The sequence below is a fragment of the Streptomyces chromofuscus genome (genome assembly GCF_015160875.1).
GTDB classification, from domain to species: Bacteria; Actinomycetota; Actinomycetes; order Streptomycetales; family Streptomycetaceae; genus Streptomyces; species Streptomyces chromofuscus.
In genome coordinates this window covers 1,143,797-1,165,287 of record NZ_CP063374.1, presented here as the reverse complement: position 1 = coordinate 1,165,287, position 21,491 = coordinate 1,143,797, and the positions used below count along the sequence as shown (strand labels likewise).

The 21,491-nt window shown below is 74.5% G+C and carries 21 protein-coding genes and 1 pseudogene; 11 read left to right on the top strand and 11 right to left on the bottom strand.

Annotated features, from left to right (window positions below; all coding sequences use genetic code 11):
- Position 1 precedes the first annotated feature (1 nt).
- The 6 genes from IPT68_RS05170 to IPT68_RS05145 all read right to left on the bottom strand — a co-directional run bounded on the left by IPT68_RS05170 (position 2) and on the right by IPT68_RS05145 (position 5,941).
- Positions 2-1,060 (bottom strand): type III polyketide synthase, encoded by a 1,059-nt coding sequence (locus IPT68_RS05170; RefSeq protein ID WP_189697231.1) that lies wholly within the window; start codon positions 1,058-1,060, stop codon positions 2-4.
- Positions 1,061-1,246: 186 nt separating this feature from the next.
- On the bottom strand, positions 1,247-1,483 hold the full coding sequence (locus IPT68_RS05165) for a DUF6213 family protein (RefSeq protein WP_189697232.1): 237 nt from the start codon (positions 1,481-1,483) through the stop codon (positions 1,247-1,249).
- A gap of 25 nt (positions 1,484-1,508) precedes the next feature.
- Positions 1,509-2,894 carry an NADP-dependent succinic semialdehyde dehydrogenase gene (locus tag IPT68_RS05160; protein WP_189697233.1) on the bottom strand — a complete coding sequence of 462 codons (1,386 nt, stop codon included), beginning with the start codon at positions 2,892-2,894 and terminating at the stop codon, positions 1,509-1,511.
- A 76-nt stretch (positions 2,895-2,970) separates the two neighbouring features.
- Positions 2,971-3,438 (bottom strand): NUDIX domain-containing protein, encoded by a 468-nt coding sequence (locus IPT68_RS05155; protein ID WP_189697234.1) that lies wholly within the window; start codon positions 3,436-3,438, stop codon positions 2,971-2,973.
- On the bottom strand, positions 3,435-4,973 hold the full coding sequence (locus IPT68_RS05150) for an ATP-dependent DNA ligase (protein ID WP_189697235.1): 1,539 nt from the start codon (positions 4,971-4,973) through the stop codon (positions 3,435-3,437). Before IPT68_RS05150 ends, IPT68_RS05155 begins: the two co-directional genes overlap by 4 nt.
- 29 nt (positions 4,974-5,002) lie before the next feature.
- Positions 5,003-5,941: an NAD(P)/FAD-dependent oxidoreductase gene (locus IPT68_RS05145; RefSeq protein WP_189697236.1), complete on the bottom strand. Its 939-nt coding sequence runs from the start codon at positions 5,939-5,941 to the stop codon at positions 5,003-5,005.
- 77 nt (positions 5,942-6,018) lie between these two features.
- Here IPT68_RS05145 and IPT68_RS05140 point away from each other — a divergent pair, with 77 nt between their 5' ends.
- The 6 genes from IPT68_RS05140 (at position 6,019) to IPT68_RS05115 (ending at position 11,295) form a co-directional block, all read left to right on the top strand.
- The gene (locus tag IPT68_RS05140) at positions 6,019-6,591 is read left to right on the top strand and encodes a helix-turn-helix domain-containing protein (protein ID WP_189697237.1); all 573 of its coding nucleotides are present in this window, start codon (positions 6,019-6,021) and stop codon (positions 6,589-6,591) included.
- 88 nt (positions 6,592-6,679) lie between these two features.
- Positions 6,680-7,645: an NADPH:quinone oxidoreductase family protein gene (locus tag IPT68_RS05135; RefSeq protein WP_189697238.1), complete on the top strand. Its 966-nt coding sequence runs from the start codon at positions 6,680-6,682 to the stop codon at positions 7,643-7,645.
- On the top strand, positions 7,642-8,823 hold the full coding sequence (locus IPT68_RS05130; RefSeq protein WP_189697239.1) for an acyl-CoA dehydrogenase family protein: 1,182 nt from the start codon (positions 7,642-7,644) through the stop codon (positions 8,821-8,823). Before IPT68_RS05135 ends, IPT68_RS05130 begins: the two co-directional genes overlap by 4 nt.
- Positions 8,820-9,905 carry an acyl-CoA dehydrogenase family protein gene (locus tag IPT68_RS05125; RefSeq protein WP_189697240.1) on the top strand — a complete coding sequence of 362 codons (1,086 nt, stop codon included), beginning with the start codon at positions 8,820-8,822 and terminating at the stop codon, positions 9,903-9,905. Before IPT68_RS05130 ends, IPT68_RS05125 begins: the two co-directional genes overlap by 4 nt.
- Positions 9,906-10,109: 204 nt before the next feature.
- Positions 10,110-10,973 (top strand): phosphatidylinositol-specific phospholipase C/glycerophosphodiester phosphodiesterase family protein, encoded by an 864-nt coding sequence (locus IPT68_RS05120; RefSeq protein WP_189697241.1) that lies wholly within the window; start codon positions 10,110-10,112, stop codon positions 10,971-10,973.
- A 127-nt stretch (positions 10,974-11,100) separates the two neighbouring features.
- Positions 11,101-11,295: a hypothetical protein gene (locus tag IPT68_RS05115; RefSeq protein ID WP_189697242.1), complete on the top strand. Its 195-nt coding sequence runs from the start codon at positions 11,101-11,103 to the stop codon at positions 11,293-11,295.
- A gap of 20 nt (positions 11,296-11,315) precedes the next feature.
- Here IPT68_RS05115 and IPT68_RS05110 read toward each other — a convergent pair.
- Positions 11,316-11,544: pseudogene (locus tag IPT68_RS05110) on the bottom strand (phosphodiester glycosidase family protein); the annotation flags it as partial.
- 592 nt (positions 11,545-12,136) lie between these two features.
- Between IPT68_RS05110 and IPT68_RS05105 the strand changes: the two are divergent.
- From IPT68_RS05105 to IPT68_RS05090, 4 genes are all read left to right on the top strand, one after another.
- Positions 12,137-13,204: an NAD-dependent epimerase/dehydratase family protein gene (locus IPT68_RS05105; RefSeq protein ID WP_228040276.1), complete on the top strand. Its 1,068-nt coding sequence runs from the start codon at positions 12,137-12,139 to the stop codon at positions 13,202-13,204.
- Between the two features lie 30 nt (positions 13,205-13,234).
- Positions 13,235-14,179, top strand: coding sequence for a glycosyltransferase family 9 protein (locus IPT68_RS05100; protein WP_189697243.1), 945 nt, complete (start codon positions 13,235-13,237; stop codon positions 14,177-14,179).
- A gap of 274 nt (positions 14,180-14,453) precedes the next feature.
- Positions 14,454-15,296, top strand: a complete 843-nt coding sequence (locus IPT68_RS05095; RefSeq protein ID WP_189697417.1) for a glycosyltransferase — start codon at positions 14,454-14,456, stop codon at positions 15,294-15,296.
- Positions 15,297-15,322: 26 nt separating this feature from the next.
- Entirely contained in the window at positions 15,323-16,294 is a 972-nt protein-coding gene (locus tag IPT68_RS05090; protein ID WP_189697244.1) for a glycosyltransferase family 2 protein, read from the top strand.
- A 147-nt stretch (positions 16,295-16,441) separates the two neighbouring features.
- Here the strand turns inward: IPT68_RS05090 and IPT68_RS05085 are convergent, their stop codons facing one another.
- Positions 16,442-16,636 (bottom strand): DUF2795 domain-containing protein, encoded by a 195-nt coding sequence (locus IPT68_RS05085; protein WP_189697245.1) that lies wholly within the window; start codon positions 16,634-16,636, stop codon positions 16,442-16,444.
- Positions 16,637-17,020: 384 nt separating this feature from the next.
- Between IPT68_RS05085 and IPT68_RS05080 the strand changes: the two genes are divergently transcribed.
- Positions 17,021-18,289, top strand: a complete 1,269-nt coding sequence (locus tag IPT68_RS05080; protein ID WP_229818355.1) for an MFS transporter — start codon at positions 17,021-17,023, stop codon at positions 18,287-18,289.
- Between the two features lie 84 nt (positions 18,290-18,373).
- Here the strand turns inward: IPT68_RS05080 and IPT68_RS05075 are convergent, their stop codons facing one another.
- Genes IPT68_RS05075 through IPT68_RS05065 form a run of 3 tightly spaced genes read right to left on the bottom strand, consistent with a single transcriptional unit; the run spans position 18,374 to position 21,467 of the window.
- Positions 18,374-19,387: a glycosyltransferase family 9 protein gene (locus IPT68_RS05075; protein WP_228040272.1), complete on the bottom strand. Its 1,014-nt coding sequence runs from the start codon at positions 19,385-19,387 to the stop codon at positions 18,374-18,376.
- Complete coding sequence (gene rfaE2 / locus IPT68_RS05070) at positions 19,384-20,799, bottom strand: D-glycero-beta-D-manno-heptose 1-phosphate adenylyltransferase (RefSeq protein ID WP_189697247.1); 1,416 nt, start codon at positions 20,797-20,799, stop codon at positions 19,384-19,386. The genes IPT68_RS05075 and rfaE2 overlap by 4 nt, the downstream gene beginning before the upstream one ends.
- Positions 20,796-21,467 carry a D-sedoheptulose-7-phosphate isomerase gene (locus IPT68_RS05065; protein ID WP_189697248.1) on the bottom strand — a complete coding sequence of 224 codons (672 nt, stop codon included), beginning with the start codon at positions 21,465-21,467 and terminating at the stop codon, positions 20,796-20,798. Before IPT68_RS05065 ends, rfaE2 begins: the two co-directional genes overlap by 4 nt.
- Positions 21,468-21,491 lie beyond the last annotated feature (24 nt).

Genomic DNA, 21,491 nt, shown 5'->3' with positions numbered 1-21,491 from the left:
GTCAGGCCTTGTCGTCGATCTGCCAGCGGCCCACGGACATCTCCGCGGTGATGCCGGGTCCGAACCCGGCGAGCAGCCCGCGCGCCCGGTGCTCGGCGCCGCCGTCGTCGAACATCCTGCGCAGCGCGTCCAGGACGACGGCGCTGGCGATGTTGCCGTACTCGGTGAGGGTGGCCCGGCTGAACCGGAAGGCGTGCGGCTCGACCTGGAGGAACTTGCTGAGGTCGTCGAGGATGCGCGGCCCGCCGGCGTGGATGATGTAGAAGTCCAGGTCGGAGGCGTCCCAGCCGTGGGCGCCGGCCAGCTCGTGCAGTGCCGGCGCGAGCGGCTCCATGGTGCCGGGCACCCGCTTGTCCAGCAGGAAGTGGAAGCCCGTGGCCCGGACGTCGTACGAGATCCAGTCCTCGGTCTTGGGGATCAGGTACGACCCGTTGCGCTCCAGCTTGACGCCGGTGCCGCCCCGGCCGCGGACCACGGCGGCGGCGATCCCGTCGCCGAACAGTCCGTTGGACAGCAGGGATCCGACGCCGATGTCGGTGGGCTGGTAGCACAGCGAGCAGAACTCGCAGGCCACGATCAGCACGTTGCCCTCGGGGTAGGCCATGCAGAAGTCGTGCGCGCGGTTGATCGCCGCGCCACCGGCCGCACAGCCCAGCTGGGCTATGGGTATCTGACGGGTGTTGCTGGAGAAGTCCATCTCGTTGATCAGCCAGGCCGTGAGCGAGGGCATCATGAAGCCCGTGCACGACACGTAGATGATCACGTCGATGTCGCTGGTGAGCAGCTCCGCGTCGTCGAGCGCCCGCTGCACGACCGCCGGGACGCGGGCCTTGGCCTCGGCCTCGTAGATCTTGTTGCGCGTCTCGAAGCCGGGGTGCTTGAGGGTCTCCTCAATGGGCTGCACGATGTGCCGGGTACGCACGCCGGTGTTCTCGATCAGTCGGAGAGCCAGCGGGAGTTGGGGATGGTCCGCGTGGCGGGAGCGTGCCAGCTCCAGCGTCTCTTCCATCGTGATCACGTGTTCTGGAACGGACACCGAGGGTCTGCACAAAGTCGCCATGAACCGTGCCTGCTTTCGCCGTCCGGAAGGCTCTTGGCCCCGGTCAGAAGGTGGTTCACCTCTGAGAAGGTGTAAACCCACGATCACCCGGGAGCGGCACGATCTCTCGCCGGGTTACTCCGTACAGGCGACGCCGCATTGTCGCCCCGGCACACAACGCGCAGGTCAGAGGCGGTGCAAGCGGGGTTACGAACCGGCTCCGCTGCTGTGCGCGATGCACGCCACGTCGATCCGGTCGGCCAGCTTCGCCAGCTCGATGGTCAGCGCGGCCACCGTGTCCTCGTCGAGCCCGTCCTGCCCGGCCTCGACGAGACGCAGCCACCTGCCGCCCACGGTGCGGAGCAGCTTGCTCACGTCGGCCGCGGCCACCTGCAAGGTACCGCGGTCGTCGACGATCAGAGGCAGAGTCACTTCGCGGTTCACAAAGGGGATCGTAGCCCCGGAAGCCTCACGCTCCGTGCCATACGGTCGTGATGTTGCAGAACTCGCGGATTCCGTGCCCGGACAGCTCACGCCCGTACCCGGACCGCTTCACACCGCCGAACGGGAACGCGGGGTGGGAGGCCGTCATCCCGTTGACGTACACCCCGCCCGCCTCCAGGTCCCGCACGAACCGGTCGACGTCCGCCTCCTCGCGCGTCCAGACGTTTGAACTCAGCCCGAACAGCGAGTCGTTGGCGATGAGCACCGCCTCGTCCAGGTCACCCGCCCGGTACAGCGTGGCGACCGGCCCGAACGCCTCCTCGCGGTGGATGCGCATCTCGCGGGTGATCCCGGTGAGGACCGTCGGCGGGTAGTACCAGCCGTCCCCCGCCGGCCGCCGGCCGCCGCACAGCACCGTCGCGCCGGTGCGCGTGGCGTCGTCCACCAGTTCCTCCAGATCGGCCCGGCCCCGCTCGCTGGCCAGCGGCCCGACCTCCGTCTCCTCCGCCATCGGGTCGCCGAGCTTCAGCGCCTTCATGCCCTCGGTGAACCGCTCGGCGAAGGCGTCGTACACGTCGGTGTGCACGATGAACCGCTTGGCGGCGATGCACGACTGCCCGTTGTTCTGCACCCGCGCCGTCACCGCGACGCGCGCCGCCTGTTCGACGTCCGCCGACGGCATCACGATGAACGGGTCGCTGCCGCCCAGTTCCAGCACCGTCTTCTTGACCATCTCCCCGGCCGTGGACGCCACCGCGCGCCCGGCGGGCTCGCTGCCGGTCAGCGTCGCCGCCTTGACACGCTCGTCGCGCAGGATCTCGTCCACCGTCGCGGAGCCGATGAGGAGGGTCTGGAAGCAGCCCTCGGCGAAGCCCGCCCGGTGGAACAGGTCCTCCAGGTAGAGAGCCGTCTGGGGCACGTTCGAGGCGTGCTTGAGGAGACCGACGTTGCCCGCCATCAGCGCGGGCGCGGCGAAGCGGATCACCTGCCACAGCGGGAAGTTCCACGGCATCACCGCGAGCACCGGGCCGAGCGGCCGGTAGCGGACGCGGACCCACGAGGCGCCGGAGTCCTTGACGTCGGAGTCGGCCGGCTGCTCGTCGGCGAGCAGGCGCTCGGCGTTCTCCGCGTACCAGCGCATCGCCTTGGCGCACTTCGCGGCCTCCGCGCGGGCCTGGGTGACCGGCTTGCCCATCTCGGTGGTGAGCACGCGGGCGATGTCCTGCCGGTCCTCGTCCAGGAGGTCCGCCGCCCGGTTCAGCAGCCGCGCTCGATCGGCGAAGCCGCTCTCCCGGTACGTGCGGAACGTGGCCTCGGCGAGCTGGAGCCGGCGCTCGATCTCCTCGGTGCCCATGGCCTCGTACGTTTTGATCGTCTCGCCGTTCGCCGGGTTCACCGTTGCGATGGGCATGACTGACCTCCTCGGGAACGACCGTGCTTCGACCTTCCCGCGCGGCGGTGGGGGCCGCAACGCGGCAGGCCCGTCGTCAGGCCGAGTGCTCCGCCAGCCGGTCGAGAAACGCCGTCTGCGCCGTGACGATCACCTCTCGGGCCCGCTCCAGGCCGAACCAGGCGACGCGGTCCAGCTCGGGGAACTCCTGGGTGCGTCCCGACCTCGGCGGCCACTCCATCGTGAAGGTGCCGGGGTCGACGGAGCCCGGGTCGAGGTCGGCCTCCACCGCCCACACCGTGACGATCTTGCCGCCCGCCTGCCGGACCTCCCCCAGCGGCACCGCCTCGCCGTCCGGCGGCGGCAGCCCCAGCTCCTCCTGGAACTCCCGGCGCGCCGCCTCCCAGGCCGGCTCCTCGGGGTCGTACTCGCCCTTCGGCACGGTCCACGCGCCCGCGTCCCGCCGGGCGAAGAACGGTCCGCCCATGTGGCCGAGCAGCACCTCCAGGCCGCCGTCGGCGCGGCGGAAGAGGAGCAGGCCCGCGCTGTACCCGCCCCGGCTCATGGCGCGACCTGCGGGTGCGCGGCCAGCACCGTCTCGACGGTGTCGGCCTCCTGCGGGCTCTTGTCCACGCGGTAGCGGATCACGCGGGCGAAGCGGAGGGTGACGCCGGCCGGGTAGCGGCTGGACCTCTGCAGCCCGTCGTAGGCGATCTCCACGACGAGCTCGGGGCGTACGGTCACCACGTGTCCGCGTGACGCGACGGCCAGTTCCTGGAGCCGCTCGGTCTGCCAGGCCAGCATCGCGTCGGTCATGCCCTTGAACGTCTTGCCGAGCATCGCGAAGCCGCCGTCGGCCGTGCGGGCGCCGAGGTGGAGGTTGGAGAGCCGGCCGGTGCGGCGGCCGTGGCCCCACTCGGCGGCCAGGACCACGAGGTCGAGGGTGTGCACGGGCTTGACCTTCAGCCAGGCGGCGCCGCGCCGCCCCGCGCTGTAGGGGGCGTCGAGGGCCTTGACCACGACGCCCTCGTGGCCGCGTTCCAGGGTCTCGGCGAGGAAGGCCTCGGCGGCGGGCAGGTCGCCGGCGCCGGACACCACGGTCCGCCGTACCCGCATCGGCTCGGGGACCAGCCGGGCCAGCTCCGCGTGCCGCGCGGTGAACGGCAGGTCGAGCAGATCACGGCCGTCGACGGCGAGCGCGTCGAAGAAGACGGGGGAGACCGGGACCTCGCGGGCGGCCGTGGCCACGTCCACCCGGGAGCCGACCCGGCCGGCGGTCTCCTGGAACGAGCGCGGCCGGCCGCGCTCGTCGAAGGCGATCACCTCGCCGTCCAGCACGAACCGCTCCCCGCGCAGCTCGAGCGCGGCCGAGGTCAGCTCGGGCAGGCGGTCGGTGATGTCCTCCAGGGTGCGGGTGTAGAGGCGCACGTCGTCGCCGTCCCGGTGGACCTGGACGCGGATGCCGTCCAGCTTCTCCTCCACCGCGCAGGCACCGAGCTTGCCGACCGCCTCGGTCACCGAGGACGCGGTGTGCGCGAGCATCGGCAGCACCGGGCGGCCCACGGTGAGGCGGAAGCGGTCCAGGGCCTCGGGTCCGTCGGCGAGCAGCGCCTGCGCCACGGTCTGCAACGACCCCGCCAGCATCACCGCCCGCCGCACGTCCGTGCCGGGCGCCCCGGTCGCCTGCGCCAGCCCTTCGACGGCGATCGCGTCGAGCGCGCCCTGCCGGACCTCGCCGGTGATCAGGCCGAGCAGGAAGCGCTGCTCGCCGTCGGTGGCCGCGCCCATCAACTCGCCGACCAGCCGGGCCCGCTCGGCCTGCGAGCCGGTGCCCGTGACCTCGCCGATCTCCGTGAGCCGGGCGTCCACCTCGCGCACGGCCAGGGTCGGCTCGGCGGCCGGGTCGACCTGCCGGCCGAGCACCTTCCAGCCGATGCCGAGCCGGCCCTGGGGCAGCCGGCCCGCGAGATACGGGATGACGATCGGCACGTCGTCCGGCTCCGCGTCCCGGAACAGCTCGGCGAGCAGGGCGATCTTGCGGGACCGCGCCGAGGTGGCGGCGACCTCCCGGGACACGTCGGCGAGCCGGGTCAGCAGCATGCAGTCATGGTGCACCGGCCGGGCGGGGCCTACACCTGGACGGCCGCGTCGAGATCGGACATCAGCAGCTCCCCGTTGATCGTGGCGCCCGCGCGGTAGCCGCCGCTCGCCGCGTTCACCACCTGCTCGGCGAAGCCGACGGCGTTGCCGGCGGCCCACACGCCGGGCACGGTCGTCTGGCCCGTCGCGTCCACCACCGGGTACGCGCCGAACGGCGTCTCGTGCAGCTCGGCGCCCAGCCGTTGCAGCAGTCCGGTCCGCGGGACGGCGCGGGGCGCGGTGAACACCACGTCCCGGTCGTGGACCGTGCCGTCCGCGAGCCGGACGCCGGTGAGCCGGTCGCCCTCGACGACCAGCCCCGCGACCGCGCCGGGCACGACCTTGACCCCGGCCGCGGCGAGCCGGCGCAGATCGTCGTCGGACAGGTCCTCCTCGGCGACCTCGTGCAGGAAGAACGCCACGTCCCCGGACCACTGGGTGACGATCAGCGCCTGGTGCACGCTCGCCGGGCTGGTGGCGAGCACGCCGAAGGCCTGGTCACGGACCTCCCAGCCGTGGCAGTACGGGCAGTGCAGCACATCACGGCCGAACCGCTCCGCGACTCCGGGCACCGCCGGCAGCTCGTCCTTCAGGCCGGTCGTGACGACCAGGCGCCGGGCGCGCACGGTCCGGCCACTCGCCAGCTCCACCGCGAAGTCCGCGCCGCGCCCGACGTCCACCGCCCGGTCGCGGACCAGTTCCACGCCGTACCGCGCGATCTCCGCGCGGCCGACGGCGAGGAACTCGGCGGGCGGCATGCCGTCCCGGGACAGATAGCCCTGCATGTGCGCGGCGGGCGCGTTGCGCGGCTCGCCGGCGTCGACGACCAGGGTGCGGCGCCTGGCCCGGCCCAGGACGAGCGCGGCGGACAGGCCCGCCGTGCCGCCGCCGATGACGACCACTTCGTACGACTCGCTCGTTTCGGTCATGGTGACCACCTCCACGGAGACGGTCGCTCCACTGGTGCGGGATTGACAAACATCTTTGCCGAAACTGCAATGGCGGCATGACGACCGACGACGTGCTGGCAGGTGTGGGGCCGAGGCTGCGGCGGATCCGCAAGGAGCGGGAGGTGACGCTCGCCGGGCTGTCCGAGGCCACCGGCATCTCGGTGAGCACGCTCTCCCGGCTGGAGTCGGGCCTGCGCAAGCCCAGCCTGGAGCTGCTGCTGCCGATCGCCCAGGCCCATCAGGTGCCGCTGGACGAACTGGTCGGTGCGCCGCCGGTGAGCGATCCGCGGGTACGGGCCAAGCCGATCGTGCGGCACGGACGCACCTACCTGCCCCTCACCCGCCAGCCCGGCGGGCTCCAGGCCTACAAGATCGTCGTGCCGCAGCAGCAGGCCGACCCGTCCCCGCGGACGCACGAGGGCTACGAGTGGCTGTACGTGATGTCCGGGAAGCTGCGCGTCGTGCTCGGGGACCACGACGTGGTGCTGGTCGCGGGGGAGGCGGCCGAGTTCGACACCCGGGTGCCGCACTGGTTCGGGTCGACGGGGGAGGGGCCGGTGGAGTTCCTGAGCCTGTTCGGGCCCCAGGGCGAGCGGATGCACGTGCGGGCGCGGCCGAAGCAGGCGTGACGCACCCGACTGTTCCCCGATCGGCAAGCGACCGCTTAGTATGCGGTGCGACCCGGTCAGACGACGCAGTCCCCCGTGGAGGCCCCGCATGCAGGCATGGCAGGTGCACGAGAACGGCGAGCCGAGCGAGGTGATGCGCCTGAACGAGGTGGCGGCGCCCGCGCCCGGCGACGGCCAGGTCCTGCTGAAGGTGCGGGCCGCGAACGTCAACTTCCCGGACGCCCTGCTGTGCCGGGGCCAGTACCAGGTCCGGCCGCCGCTGCCCTTCACCCCCGGTGTGGAGATCTGCGGGGAGACCGAGGACGGCCGCCGGGTGATCGCCAACCCGGCGCTGCCCCACGGGGGTTTCGCCGAGTACGCCGTCGCCGACGCCGCCGCCCTGCTGCCCGCGCCCGACGCCCTGGACGACGCCGAGGCCGCCGCGCTGCACATCGGCTACCAGACCGGCTGGTTCGGCCTGCACCGGCGGGCCCGGCTGGAGGCCGGCGAGACGCTGCTCGTGCATGCCGCCGCCGGCGGGGTCGGCAGCGCGGCCGTCCAGCTCGGCAAGGCGGCCGGCGCCACGGTCATCGGCGTCGTGGGCGGCGCCCAGAAGGCCACCGTGGCCCGGGAGCTGGGCTGTGACGTCGTGATCGACCGGCGTGCCGACGACGTCGTCGCGGCGGTGAAGGAGGCCACCGGAGGCCGGGGCGCCGACGTGGTCTACGACCCCGTGGGCGGCGAGGCGTACACGCAGTCCGCCAAGACGGTCGCCTTCGAGGGCCGGATCGTGGTCGTCGGCTTCGCGAGCGGCACGATCCCGAACCCCGCCCTCAACCACGCCCTGGTCAAGAACTACTCGATCCTCGGCCTGCACTGGGGCCTGTACAACACCAAGAACCCCAAGCTGGTCCAGCACTGCCACGAGCAGCTCACCGAGCTGGCCGCCCGGGGCGCCATCAGGCCGCTGGTGAGCGAGCGGGTGCCGCTGGGCGAGGCCGCGGCCGCCGTGCAGAAGGTGGCGGACGGCCGCAGCACGGGCCGGATCGCCGTCGTGATGGAGGAGACCCGATGACCGACGCCGCCGAACTGCGCCGGCGCACCCAGGAGTTCCTGGCCGCGAACCCGCCGGCCCGCACCGACCCGCTGGACTTCCTGCGGGCCCGCTTCGACGCGGGACTCGCCTGGGTGCACTTCCCGGAGGGCCTCGGCGGCCTGGGCTCCCCGCGCTCCCTCCAGGCCGTCGTCGACGCCGAGCTGGAGGCGGCCGCGGCCCCCGACAACGACCCCCGGCGCATCGGCATCGGCCTCGGCATGGCCGCGCCGACCATCCTCCAGTACGGCACGCAGGAGCAGAAGCGGCGCTTCCTGCGGCCCCTGTGGACCGGCGAGGAGGTCTGGTGCCAGCTGTTCAGCGAGCCCGGCGCCGGGTCCGACCTCGCGGCGCTGGGCACCCGGGCCGTCCGTGAGGGCGACACGTGGGTGGTGAACGGGCAGAAGGTGTGGACGTCCAGCGCGCATCTCGCCCGCTGGGCCATCCTCATCGCCCGCACCGACCCGGACGTGCCCAAGCACCAGGGCATCACGTACTTCGTCTGCGACATGACCGACCCCGGAGTCGACGTCCGGCCGCTGCGCCAGATCACCGGCGAGGCCGAGTTCAACGAGGTGTTCCTCACCGACGTCCGCATCCCCGACGCCCATCGCCTCGGCGGGATCGGCGACGGCTGGCGGGTCGCGCAGACCACCCTGAACAACGAACGCGTCGCCATCGGCGGCATGCGGCTGCCCCGCGAGGGCGGCATGATCGGCCCGGTCGCCAGGACCTGGCGCGAACGTCCCGACCTGCGCACCCACGACCTGCACCAGCGCCTCCTGGGGCTCTGGGTCGAGGCCGAGGTCGCCCGGCTCACCGGCGAACGGCTGCGCCAGCAACTCGTCGCGGGCCAGCCCGGCCCCGAGGGCTCCGGCATGAAGCTCGCCTTCGCCCGCCTCAACCAGGAGATCAGCGGCCTGGAGGTGGAACTCCTCGGCGAAGAGGGACTCCTGTACGGCGACTGGACGATGCGGCGCCCCGAGCATGTGGACTTCACCGGCCGCGACGCCGGCTACCGCTACCTCCGCTCCAAGGGCAACAGCATCGAGGGCGGGACCAGCGAGGTCCTGCTGAACATCGTCGCCGAACGCGTCCTCGGACTGCCCGCCGAGCCGCGCACCGACAAGGACGTCGCCTGGAAGGACCTGGCCCGATGAGCACACAGCCCGATCTGCTCTACTCGGAGGAGGAACAGGCCCTCCGCGCCGCCGTCAGGGACCTGCTCACCGACCACTGCGGCGCGCCCGACGTGATCGCCCGCGGCGAGTCCGACACTCCGCACGACGCGGAGCTGTGGAAGCTCCTCACCGACGGCATGGGCCTCGCCGGACTGCTGGTCCCGGAGGACCAGGGCGGGCAGGGGGCCTCGCACCGCGAAGTCGCCGTCATCCTGGAGGAGCTGGGGCGGGCGGTCGCGCCGGTCCCGTACCTCACGAGCGCCGTCGTCGCCACCGAGGCGCTGCTGGCCTGCGACGGCTCCGCCGAACTGCTCACCCGGCTGGCGTCGGGCCGCACCGTCGGCGCCGTCGCCGTCGCCCTGCACCTTGCCCCCGGCGCCGCCTTCCCCGTCGTACGACTCGACGACGGTCGCCTGCACGGCGAGTTGACCGGCATCGCGGACGCGCAGGCCGCCGACGTACTGCTGGTGCCCGCGGACGACGGCGGGCTGTACGCCGTGGAGGCCGGCGCCGTGACGGTCGTGCCGCAGGTGTCGCTGGACCTGACGCGGCCCGTGGCGCGGGTGCTGTTCCAGGGCGCCGCGGGACAGCGGGTGGGCGATGCCGAGCCCGCCGTACGACGTGCGCTGCGTGCGGCGGCCGGGCTGCTGGCGTCGGAGCAACTGGGCCTGGCCGACCGGTCGCTGGCCGAGACCGTGCGCTATCTGAAGGAACGCAAGCAGTTCAACCGGCCCGTCGGCGGGTTCCAGGCGCTCAAGCACCGGCTCGCCCGGCTGTGGCTGGAGGTCGTCCACCTGCGGGCCGCCGCACGCGGCGCGGCGGACGCGCTGGCGACCGGCGAGGACGTGGACGTCTCGGTCGCGGTCGCGCAGGCCTACGCCGCGCCCGTGGCCGTGCGCGCCGCCGAGGAGGCGCTGCAACTGCACGGCGGTATCGGGATGACCTGGGAGCACCCGGCGCACCTGTATCTGAAGCGGGCGAAGGCGGACTCGCTCGCCTACGGCGCCGCGGGCGCCCACCGCGCCGCCCTGGCCGAACTGGTGGACCTTCAGGCCCCCTGACGTACACCGGGAAACCCGCGGCCGACGCGCGCGAAAACCCCAAGAGAAGCCCGTCCCACCTGGGGCGGGCTTTTCGGTGCGCGTGCGCCGGAGAAGTGAACTCATGGCGGCGGTCCGGCCAACTCACCCGTGCACATCTGCCAGTTGACCCACGGCGCATCGCATACTCGCTGAGGTCCAACGCCCACACCAGGGAGGCAGAGCATGGCCCTCACCACCCGCCGCAGAGCCCTCACCACCCTCGGCGCCGCCCTCGCGGGCGCGGTCGCCCTGCCCGGCGCGAGCGCGCTGGCCGACGACCGGAAGCGCTCCCCCCGGCCCCTGTGGCGCGCCCACGCGCACAACGACTACGAGCACCCCCGGCCGCTCCTCGACGCCCTCGACCACCGCTTCGGCAGCGTCGAGGCCGACATCCACCTCGTCGGCGACCAGCTCCTCGTCGCCCACGACCCCGAGGACCTCGACCCCGCCCGCACCCTGGAGTCCCTCTACCTCGACACCCTCGCCGCCCGCGTCAAGGCCAACCACGGCTCGGTGTACCGCGGTCACCGCGGGTCGCTCCAGCTGCTGATCGACATCAAGACCGAGGGCGCCTCGACCTACCTCGAACTCGACCGTCATCTGCGCCGCTACCGGCACCTGTTCACCACGTACGCCCACGGCAAGGTCTTCCCCGGACCGGTCACCGCCGTCATCTCCGGCCACCGGGCGGCGCGCGTACCGATGGAGGCCCAGACGGTACGCCGCGCCTTCTACGACGGCCGGCTGGCCGACCTCGGCAGCGCGGCGCCCGCCTCCTTCGTCCCGCTGATCAGCGACAACTGGACGCTGAACTTCACCTGGCGGGGCGCGGGCGAGTTCCCGGCGGCCGAGCGGCAGAAGCTGCACGGCATCATGCGGGCCGCGCACGCGCGCGGGCAGAAGGTGCGGTTCTGGGCAACCCCCGACCTGGCCGGCCCCGAACGGGACGCGCTGTGGACCGAGCTGCTCGCCGCGGACGTCGACTTCGTCAACACCGACGACCTGCTCGGACTGGAGGCGTTCCTGGACGCCCACGAGCGGGCGTAGGCCTCGCACGTCCGTCGGTCACGGACATCACTCTTTCGGAGTACAGGTCAGCCGCCCGGAGGAACCCTCCGCTACGCCACACTTGCGGCCGAACGCCGCGAAGCGGACGTGGCGGAGGAGGTTGACGATGGCCATTTCCATCTCTGTGGTGCTGCTGCTGTTCATCCTGGCGGTGATCTTCGTGCGCAACGGAGGGCTCAAGCTCACGCACGCGATCGTCTGCCTGCTGCTCGGCTTCTACCTCGCCGGTTCCAGCATCGCCCCGACCATCCACAGCGGCCTCACGGCCACGGCCGACATCGTGAGCGGCCTCAAACCGTGAGGCCGGTGCGGCCTTGCGCGTCAGCCGCGGAAGAACACCCCGATGCCGTTCGGCACAGGGCGCTCCACGCCGCCGCTCGGGTGGTTGCGCACGGAGACGGTGCCGGCCCCCCGGTGCGCGGGCGACCAGCGTCGACGAACCGCCGCCGTCCAGACTGAACCCCTGCACCGATCCCAGCCGCCGCATCGTGTCCGCCACCTCGGCGATCGTCAGGCCGGTGCGGTACTCGGGCGCGCCGTCCACCGCGAGCCCCGGCGTGATCCGGGTGCCGTCCGCGGCGGCGCCGGCCGGTGCGGCCCCGCCAGGGCGGCACCGACCGGCGCACCGAGCGCGGTGAGAGCCGCGATGAACGTTCTGCCCGATCCGTCTCGCTTCCGCTTCCGACGGTGCCTCACCTATTGCTCTGAGGTCACGTCAACTGTGGCAGTGCGCGGGAGAAGGGCGCCAGACGGTGATGTCCGCAGGGGTGACCGGGAGCCGACCGGGTGAGAACGGGTGGGAGAACGGGCGTCGGGAGCGCGGGGTGGGGCCGTCGTGAGCTGCGTCGGGACTTCGGGCCTCGGGACCGTCGGTGTCGGGGCGCGGCCGTTTCGGCGCCGGCCAGGGCGCGTGGGGCGCCGTGTCAAACGCAGCTTCGTGTGGCACGGCAGTGGCGGGCGGCCGAATATGAAAGCGGGCCGGTGGGGCACTCGGGCCGCCGCCGGGAGTGGCGCACCAGGGGCGGCCCCGGCCGGGAGTCCCCGACAGGCGACCGCGGCAGGAGGCCTTCGGTGAGTGGTCTTCGGCAGGGGGTCTTCCGAACGGGGTCTTCGGCCTCGTCGGCGGAAGGAAGGTCGAGCTGATGACGACGACGATGACGTTCTCGGCGATGTCGACTGCGCGGCCCGGCTGGAAGCGGGCCCTGGTGACCGGCGGGGCCGGATTCCTCGGCTCGCACCTGTGCGAACGCCTGCTCGACGGCGGTGTCGGCGTCGACTGCGTGGACAACCTGTCGTCCGGGTCGGCCGACCACGTGCGGCACCTCGCCGGCCGTCCGGGCTTCCGTTTGCTGCAGCTCGACGTGGCGGACCCCGGCGCTCCGGACGCCCTGGCCGGCCCCTACGACCTGGTACTGCACTGCGCGGGCCCCGCCTCACCGGCGGACTGCCGGGACCGGCCGCTGGACGTGCTCGACACCGCCGGCCTCGGCACCCGCAACGCGCTGGCCGTCGCGGACCGGGCCGGGGCGCGGTTCCTGCTCGCCTCGGCGGGGCGGGTGCACGGGGACCCCCTCGGCGTGCCCCGACCGCAGGAGGTGCGGGGTGACGCCGGTCCCGACGGGCCGTGCGAGGTGTACGACGTGGCCAAGCGCTTCTCCGAGGCCCTGACCGCCGCCTACGCCACCGCCCACGGCACGGACGCCGGGATCGTGCGCCTGTTCGACACCTATGGCCCGCGGATGCGGACGGACGACCCGCAGTCGATCCCGGCCTTCGTCGAGCAGGCCCTCACGGGCGGACCGGTCATCGTCACGGACGACGGCACCGGCGCTCGCTCCCTGTGCTACGTCGACGACGTGGTCGACGGCGTGCTCCGGGTGGCCGCGAGCAGGTCCCTGCGGCCCGTCGACATCGGCGGCGGGGACGAGACGACCGTGCAGGAGATCGCCCGCCGGGTGATCGATCTGACGGGTTCCCGCGCGGACCTGCGGTTCGGTACGGCTCATGCCCCCGACCGCGCCCGGCGGCGGCCCGACCCGTCCTTCGCCTGCGAGCTGTTCGGCTGGATGCCCAGGGTGTCCTGGGAGGAAGGTTTCAAGCGGACGATCGCCCACGTCGCGGGCGGGCGGCAGGGAGCGGGCGGGCGCGAGCGGACGGGCGGCCCGTCGCCCCTTCCCGAAGGAGGCACCCGGCATGCGTGCTGCTGGTGAACCGCGCCGGGAGCCGGGGGAGCGGTCGCGGTGAAGGCCCTCGTCGTGCGTCTCGACGGCTTCGGCGGCGTGCTGCTGGCCGGACCGGCCGTGCGCGCCGTGGCCGCGCGGGCCGACCGGGTGACCCTGCTGTGCACACCGGGTGGCGCGCCCGCCGCGCGGCTGCTGCCGCACGTCGACGAGGTGATCGTTCGACAGGCGCCGTCCGACGGGACCGCGCGCGAGGCGCCCCGCGCGTCCGACGGCGCCGACGGGCCCGCCGGGGAACCGCCGGACGAGGGCGCCCTCCTCCGGCGCCTGCGGGCCGAGGCCTACGACGTGGCGCTCGTCCTCGCCCCCTACGGGCAGAGCGCGCTGCCCGCCGTGCGACTCCTCCGCGAGGCGCGGGTGCCCCGCATCGGTGCCGACGGGCGCGACGGCACGCGGCCGCCGGGCGGGCACGACGTCGACGCCGCCCTCGACACGGCCGCGGCCATGGGCTTCACGCCCAGGGCCGGGGACGACGGACGGCTGCGGGTGGTGCCCCCGCCGGACACCGTCGGCCTCACCGGCAACGGCCCCTACGTCGTCGTCCACCCGGGAGGATCGGGGGACGGGGAACCCTGTGCGCCGGACCGGTACGCGGAGTCGGTCGCGCTGCTCGCCGACGCCGGGCACCGGGTCGTCGTCACCGGCGGTCCGCGGGAGTCCGCGCTGACCGGGTACGTCAGCGGCGGCACGGCGGTCGACCTCGGGGGCCGTACCGACGCGCGGCGGCTGTCCGGCGTGCTGCGGGCCGCGGACGTCGTCGTGGCCGGGGCCGCCGGAGCGGTCCACCTCGCCGCGGCCAACGGCACGCCGGTCGTCTCGCTCCTGCCCCCGGCGCCGGCTCCCGAGCACCGGGGCCCCTACCGCGTCCCGGCCGCCCTGCTCGGCCGGGACGACGTCACCGCCCAGGACGTGGCGGCTGCCGTACGGAAGCTGGTCCACACGTGACCTCCGCGGGCGCGACACGCGTACGTGCCACCCGGTACGTGAACCGGCGCACGCGCGGACCCGCGCACGTCTGCCCCCGTGACGTCCGGAGCGTGGGCGTGCGTGACTCGGCGTGCGGGGGGCCGGGGAGGTTTTCGCCGCGTCTGCGGCGGTACGCGGTGCCCCCGGAGCCACCGCCCGTCCTCGACCACCTCACCTGGAGGAGCCCGTGGCCGAAGCCGTCGACTCCCGGCCTCCCGCGGCCGGCCGGCGCTCCCGCCGGGTGACCGTCGCGATGATCACCCGCAACCGGCGCCGGAGCGTGCTGCGCACCCTGGACCGGCTGGCCGCGCTGCCCGAGCGTCCCGAGGTCGTCGTCGTCGACAACGGCTCCGTCGACGGGACGGTGGACGCGGTGCGCGGGCACCCGGTGGGCGCGCGGGTGCTGGCCCTCGGCCGCAACACCGGCGCGCTGGGCCGCAACCTCGCGGTGCGGCACGCCACGACGCCCTACGTGGCCTTCAGCGACGACGACTCCTGGTGGGCGCCCGGGGCGCTGGACCACGCCGCCGACCTCCTCGACGCCCACCCACGCCTGGGCCTGCTGGCCGCGCGGACGCTGGTCGGCCCCGACGCCGTCGAGGACCCCCTGAACTCCGTGCTCGCCGAGTCCCCGCTGCCGCCCGCCGCCGACCTGCCGGGCCGTCCGGTCCTGGGTTTCCTGGCGTGCGCGGCCGTGGTCCGGCGGCGGGCGTTCCTGGAGGCCGGCGGTTACCACCGGGTGCTGTTCTTCGGCGGCGAGGAGACCCTGCTCGCCTACGACCTGGTGGCCAGGGGCTGGGGCGTGAACCATGTGCCCTCGGTGACGGCCGTGCACCACCCGGACCCGGGCGAGCGCCCCGGCCGCTCGGCCGTCCAGCTGCGGAACGCCCTGCTCACCGCCTGGCTGCGCCGCCCAGTGCCGGTCGCCCTGCGGCACACCGCCCGGCTGTGCGCCGCGGCGGCCCGGGGCGAACGGCAGGCCGGCGCCGCCCTGCGCGGCACACTCGCCCGGCTCCCCGCCGCGCTGCGGGACCGCCGCACGCTTCCCGACCGCATCGAACACGCCGCCCGGCTGCTGGACCGGGCGGCCCCGTGAGCGCCGCCGATGCGGAAGGAGCACCCATGGCGCACGACCCCCGGCGAGCCCACCGCGGCTCCGGCCGCCCGGACCCCGGCGGGGTCACCGCCCCCGGGACCTGCGAAGACCCCCGTACGACGGTCGTGGTGATCACCAAGGACCGTCGTGTCGAACTGCTGCGCACCCTGCGCATCATGGGGGACCTCCCCGAGCGGCCCCGAATCGTGGTCACCGACAACGACTCCGGCGACGGCACCGCCGAAGCCGTCGCCCGGGACTTCCCGGACGTCCTGCTGCTGCGCCCGGGGCGGAACCTGGGCGCCGTGGGGCGGAACCTCGCGATCCGGCACGTGCGGACGCCGTACGTGGCCTTCTGCGACGACGACACGTGGTGGGATCCGGGCTCCCTGCGGCGGGCCGCGGACCTGCTCGACGCGCACCCGCAGCTGGCGGCCGTCACGGCCCGTATCGTCGTCGAGCCGTCCGGGGAGGAGGACCCCGTGGTCGCCGAACTGCGCGACTCGCCCCTGACCGGTCCCGACTGGCTGCCCGGGCCGGCCCTCGGGTCGTTCCTCGCCGCGGCGACGGTGATGCGCGTCGACGCCTTCCGCGCGGTGGGCGGCTTCCACGCCGGGCTGTGGATCGGCGGGGAGGAGGAACTGCTGGCCACCGACCTGCTGCGCCGGGGGCACTGGCTGTGCTACGCACCGGAACTGACCATCCACCACGCCGCGTCGCCGCTCCGCGACAGCACCGCCCGGCGCGTGCTCGGCCTGCGCAACACCCTGTGGTTCACCTGGCTGCGCCGCCCCTGGCGCTCCGCCCTGCGCCGCACGGGCCATCTGCTGCGGACCGTCCCCCGGGACCGGGCGTCCGTACGGGCCTTCGCGCTGGCGGCGGCCGGGCTGCCCTGGGTGCTCAAGCAGCGCGACCCCGTCCCGGCCGACCTCGAGGCGCGCCTGATGGCGCTGGAGCGGGCGCGCCGGCACTCGCCCGCGCGCAGGTACGTCGGCTGAACGGGCTCGCACGCCGATCGGCGGCCGGCGCGCTGATCGGCCGCCGGGAAGAGGACGGGCCGTACACCTACCGGCGGCCGGGAAGAGGGCAGTCCGCACACGCGACGGCGGCCGGGCGCCGGGCCCGGCCGCCGCGAGGGCCGTGTGTCACTCGTTCTGGAAGACGGCCTTGCTGACCTCGGCGGGGTTTTCGTACTTCTTCTTGCCGAGGTGCTCGATCCGCTCGGTGACCTCCTTGGACGCGTGGTTGTTCCGGGCCACCTTGACCAGCTGGTCGCGGTCGGCCGGGTACTCCGCGCCGGACAGGGCCTTCTGCAGATCCGGGGGGCTGATTCCAGCCATGACTCCTCCACTGTGGTGAGGTTTCGATTCCCCGCGTTCCCGTGACGTGCGTCGCATAACGGGATCAGCCCGGGAACCTGTGAGCAAGTGCACAGATAGGGGCAAATGCCCACGTGAGGGGGCCGGTTGGCGTTCGTGGATCTTCCCGGAGCGAGCGCGGCGGTCCCGACTCACAAGTCCCGTCTGCCACGATGGGCGGCGCCCAGATCCAGGTGGAGCGACTCCCGCAGTGCAGCCGGTGTTCCGAGCTCGGCCGGATTGAACGACCTTCCGCGCCGACCGCGCCCCTGTCATCCGAGTGCTCCTGTGCCTTCCTCACCTGCCTCCGCCCCGCCTCCCGACGCCGGCTCCCGCTCTCCCTGGCGCTCCCTGAAGTACCGCAGCATGCGCTGGTGGTCACTGGCGAACTTCGTGTCCAACGCCGGTACGTGGATGCAGCTCACGGTGCAGAACCTGCTGGTGCTCCAGATCACCGGGTCGGCCGCCGCCACCGGGCTGTCCGTGTCGGTGCAGGCCGCGCCCGCCCTCCTGGTGAGCCTCGCGGGCGGCGCCGCCGTCGACCGCTGGCCCCGCAAGCTCACCGCCCTCGTCAGTCAGGCGTTGCTCGGCGTGGTCGCCCTCGTGACGGCCGTCCTGGTGGCGACCGACCGGCTCGACCTGGCGGTCCTGCTGGTGCTCGCGGCCGTCACCGGGACCATCGCCACGGTCGACGGCCCCGCCTGCGCCCTGCTGGGCAACGACCTCGTCCCCCCCGAGGACGTGCCCTCCGCCATCGGCGTGGGTTCGCTGGTGCACAGTGCCGGCCGGCTCGTCGGCACGGCGCTCGCCGGTGTCGCCGTCGGCTTCCTCGGCACAGCCGCCGCCTACGCGGCCAACGGGCTGTCCTTCCTCTTCGTCGCCGCGGTCATCCCGTTCCTGCGTCCCGCCGCCGGCGCGGTCACGCATGTCGTCCCCGCCCAGCGGGGCTCCGGGGCGGCGGCACGGAAGTCCGCCGGGCCGGACATGGGCGTGCGGCAGGGCCTCGCCTACTTCGTGCGCCGTCCCCGGCTGGTCGCGCTCGCCGGCATCACCGGGATCAGCGCGGTCTTCGGCCGGAACTACGGCCTGACCCTCGCCGTCCTCGTCACCGGCCCGCTCGCGGCCGGGGCGGGCGCCTTCGGTACCGTCTCGACGGTCCTCGCCGTCGGCGGCATCGTCGGCGCGGTGCTCGGCGCGCGGCTGCGCAAGCCCTCGGTGCGGCTGGTGGGCGCCCTGGCGGCGACCGGCGCGCTGCTCCAGTCGGTGGCGGGACTGTCCCCGTCGGTCGCCGTCCTGCTCGTGCTCGTGCTGCCCATGGCCGTCGTGGAGTCCGTCTCCGACACCGCCGGCACGACCGTGCTCCAGACCGACCCGCCCGCCCACATGCGCGGCCGTGTCCTCGGCGTCTGGGGCAGCATCAGCACCGCCTGGGGCCTCGCCGGTCCGCCGCTGCTGGGTCTGCTGATGGAAGTCGCCGGGGCCCGGGGCGCGCTGGTGATCGGCGGCCTGGTCATCGCCGGCGCCCTGGGCACGGGCTACCTGCTGCGGGAGCGCCGCACGAGGACGCCGGTGACCCTGCGGACCGGTGAGCGCGAGGGCACGGCACAGCAGCCGGCGCTGAGCACGGCCGCCTGAGCCCACGAACGGCTCCACGCCTCGGCCTGGTGCCCGAGGTGCGCCTCGACGCTGGTTGACACCGGCCGGCGTCGGGCGGGCCCGTCAGCCGCGTACCGACCCGGTGACCGGTGCGTCCGCCGCACCGGCCGTCACCGCCCGCACCGCCTCGACGACCTCCTCGACGCCGATCCGCAGCAGCCGGGCGTCCGGCGTCCGGCCGTGGGCGTCGCCCGGGCGGGGGGAGTCGTCCTGCCCGGGATGCCACAGCACCCGGTGGCGCGGGTCGGGCGGCGGGCCCCACAGCCGAGGGGCGACCGGGCCGAAGAGGACGACTGAGCAGGTGCCCAGGGCCGTGGCCAGATGGGCGAGCCCGGTGTCGCCCACCACCACGCAGCGGGCCTGCGCGACCAGTGCGGCCAGCTGGTCGAACGGCACGTCACCGGTGCCGCCGAGGACCGCCGACGGCGCCAGCCCGGCCCGCTCCGCCACGTACCCGGCCAGCGCGCCCTCGCCCGCCCCCGCGGTGACCACGACGTCGTGACCGGACCGGCGCAGTTCCCGGGCCACGGCCGCGAACCGCTCCTTCGGCCAGCGGCGTGCGGCGGCGTCGGCGCCGGGATGCACGACGACGGCGCCCGGCGCGGGAGACGGTGGCGTCGGCGCCGGGATGCGCAGGTCCAGGGGGTCGGCCGGGACGTCGTACCAGTGCAGCAGCCGGCACCAGCGGTCCCGTTCGTGCTCGTCCTCCCGCCAGCGGGGACCGGTGATGGTGGGCGTGTCCGGATTGACGTAGGCGAACAGGCGATCTGGGTGCAGGTGTTCGAGGAGGCGATGGCTCGGCGGGCCGTTGCCGTGCAGGTCGACGGCGAGTTCGGGCGGCGGGCCCGTCCAGGGCAGCTCGGCCGGCACCTCGCGGCCCGGGGCCGAGGTGGGCAGCAGCCGGTCGACCAGGCCGGTGGCGGCGGCCGGTCCCGACAGGCGCCGCGGGGCGGCCAGCACCAGCTCGTGGCCGGGGACGTGCCGGCGCAGCGCCCGCAGGGCGGGGACCGCGGTCAGCAGATCGCCCAGGCCGAGCGCGCGCAGCACCAGCACCCGGGGGGTCGGCGGCGCCGTCACGGGGCGGCGGCGCGGGCCGCGCGGCGGGCCAGCACGGTCGTGGACCGGCCGTCCAGGTAGGGCAGGACCACCGCCTGGCCGCCCCACGCCCGCAGGACCTCGGCCTCGGGCAGGTCCTGGACGGAGTAGTCGCCGCCCTTCACCCACACGTCGGGCCGCAGCCGGGCGAGCAGCTCCCCGGGGGTGTCCTCGTCGAAGACCGCCACGGCGTCGACGCTGCCGAGGGCCTGCAGGACGCGGACGCGGTCCGCGACCGGGTTGAGCGGCCGTCCCGGGCCCTTGAGACGGGCCACGGAGGCGTCCGAGTTGACGCAGACGATCAGACAGTCGCCGACGCCGCGGGCGCTGTCCAGCAGCCCGACGTGCCCGGCGTGCAGCAGGTCGAAGCAGCCGCCGGTGGCGACCACCGTCCCGCCGCGCGTCCGGACCTGCTCGGCGAGGGCGAAGGGGTCGGTGCCCGGCGCGTCGGGGGCGGGCGAGGGGGGCGTGGTCCGCCACAGCGCCGGGTTGCCGGCCCCGCCCTCCGACACGAACGCCGCCGCTTCGGCCACCGCCCGCTGCAGCGCCTCCTCCGGCAGCGCGCCGTCCGCCAGCGCGGAGGCGGTCGTCGCGGCGAAGCAGTCACCGGCGCCGCACGGGTCGCCGGTGGCCCGGTACGGCGGCGGAATCAGCATCGGCGTGCCGTCGCCGGGCCGGGCCAGCAGGACACCCCGGTCGCCGAGCGTCACCGCGACGCCCGCCGCCTGCCAGCGTTCCGCGAGCGCCACTCCGCGTTCGGCGTGGGCGCGCAGCGAGTCGGCGGAGCCCGCCGGGCCCCCGGATCCCACGGGGCCCACGGAGGGGCACAGACCGCGCGCCTCGCCCGCGTTGGGCGTGACCAGCCGGGCGCCCGGCACGGGTTCCTCGCCCCTGGGGTGCGGGTCCCACACCAGGGGCGTGCGCGGGACGACCGCGGCCAGGTGCTGCCGCACGGCTCGCACCGTGTGCCGCCCGTAGTCGGCGACGAGCACGGCGTGCGCCTGGGTGAGCGCCTCCCGTACCGCCTCGTCGGGTTCGCCCGGCGTGCCGCCACCCCGGTCGATGCGCACCAGCGGGCGCCCGCCCGCCATCACCCGCGTCTTCACCGGCAGGCTGCCGGTCAGCGGGATCTCCACCAGCCGGACCCGGCCGCGCAGCTGACCGCGTACCGCTTCGCTCGCCTCGTCGTCGCCGAGCGCGGTCACCAGCACCACTTCGCGCCCGCCCCGGGCGGCCAGCGCGGCGGCCAGGCCCGCCCCGCCGGGATGGGTGCTGTCCTGGGTGACGTCGACGACCGGGGCGGGCGCGTCCGGGGCCAGGCGGGTGGCGACGCCCTCGATGTCCTCGTCGAGCAGGACGTCCCCGACGACCACCAGGGGCTTCGGCCCCGTCACGACGCTCTCCCGTGGGCGGCGACGGCGCGGGTCGCGGCACCGGGGGCGAGCGCCGCGTCGAACGCCTCGCACAGCAGGTGCACGGCGACCAGATGGGCCTCCTGGACGGTCGCCGCGGTGTCGGCGTCGATGCACAGCGCCTCGTCCGCGGCCTCGGCCAGCGGGTTCGGCTGCGGCCCCGTCATCGCCCAGACGCGCAGCCCCGCCGTGCGGGCGGTCACGGCCGCGCTGATCAGGTTGGCGCTGCGGCCGGAGGTGGACAGCAGCACCAGGACGTCCCCGGGACGGCCGTGGGCGGCCACCTGGCGGGCGTACACCTGGTCGAATCCGTAGTCGTTGCCGAGCGCGGTGAGGCTGGAGGTCTCGGCGTGCAGGGAGATCGCCGAGTAGGCGGGCCGCTCCCTGCGGTACCGGCCCACGAGCTCGGCGGTCAGATGCTGGGCCTGGGCGGCGCTGCCGCCGTTGCCCGCGGCCAGGAGGCGGCCGCCGGCGGGCAGGACGGCGGCGAGCCGGCCGCCCCAGTCGGCTATGCGGCCGAGCCCGTCCCGGCGCAGCCGGACCAGGGCCTGTTCCAGGGACCGGCAGTGGCCCCGCGCGGCCTCCAGCGCCGCCGCCGGGGTGGAGACGGGGGACGCGGCGGACGCGGGGGTTACGGGGAGATCGCTCATGCTGGTCGGGCGTACCGCGTCGCG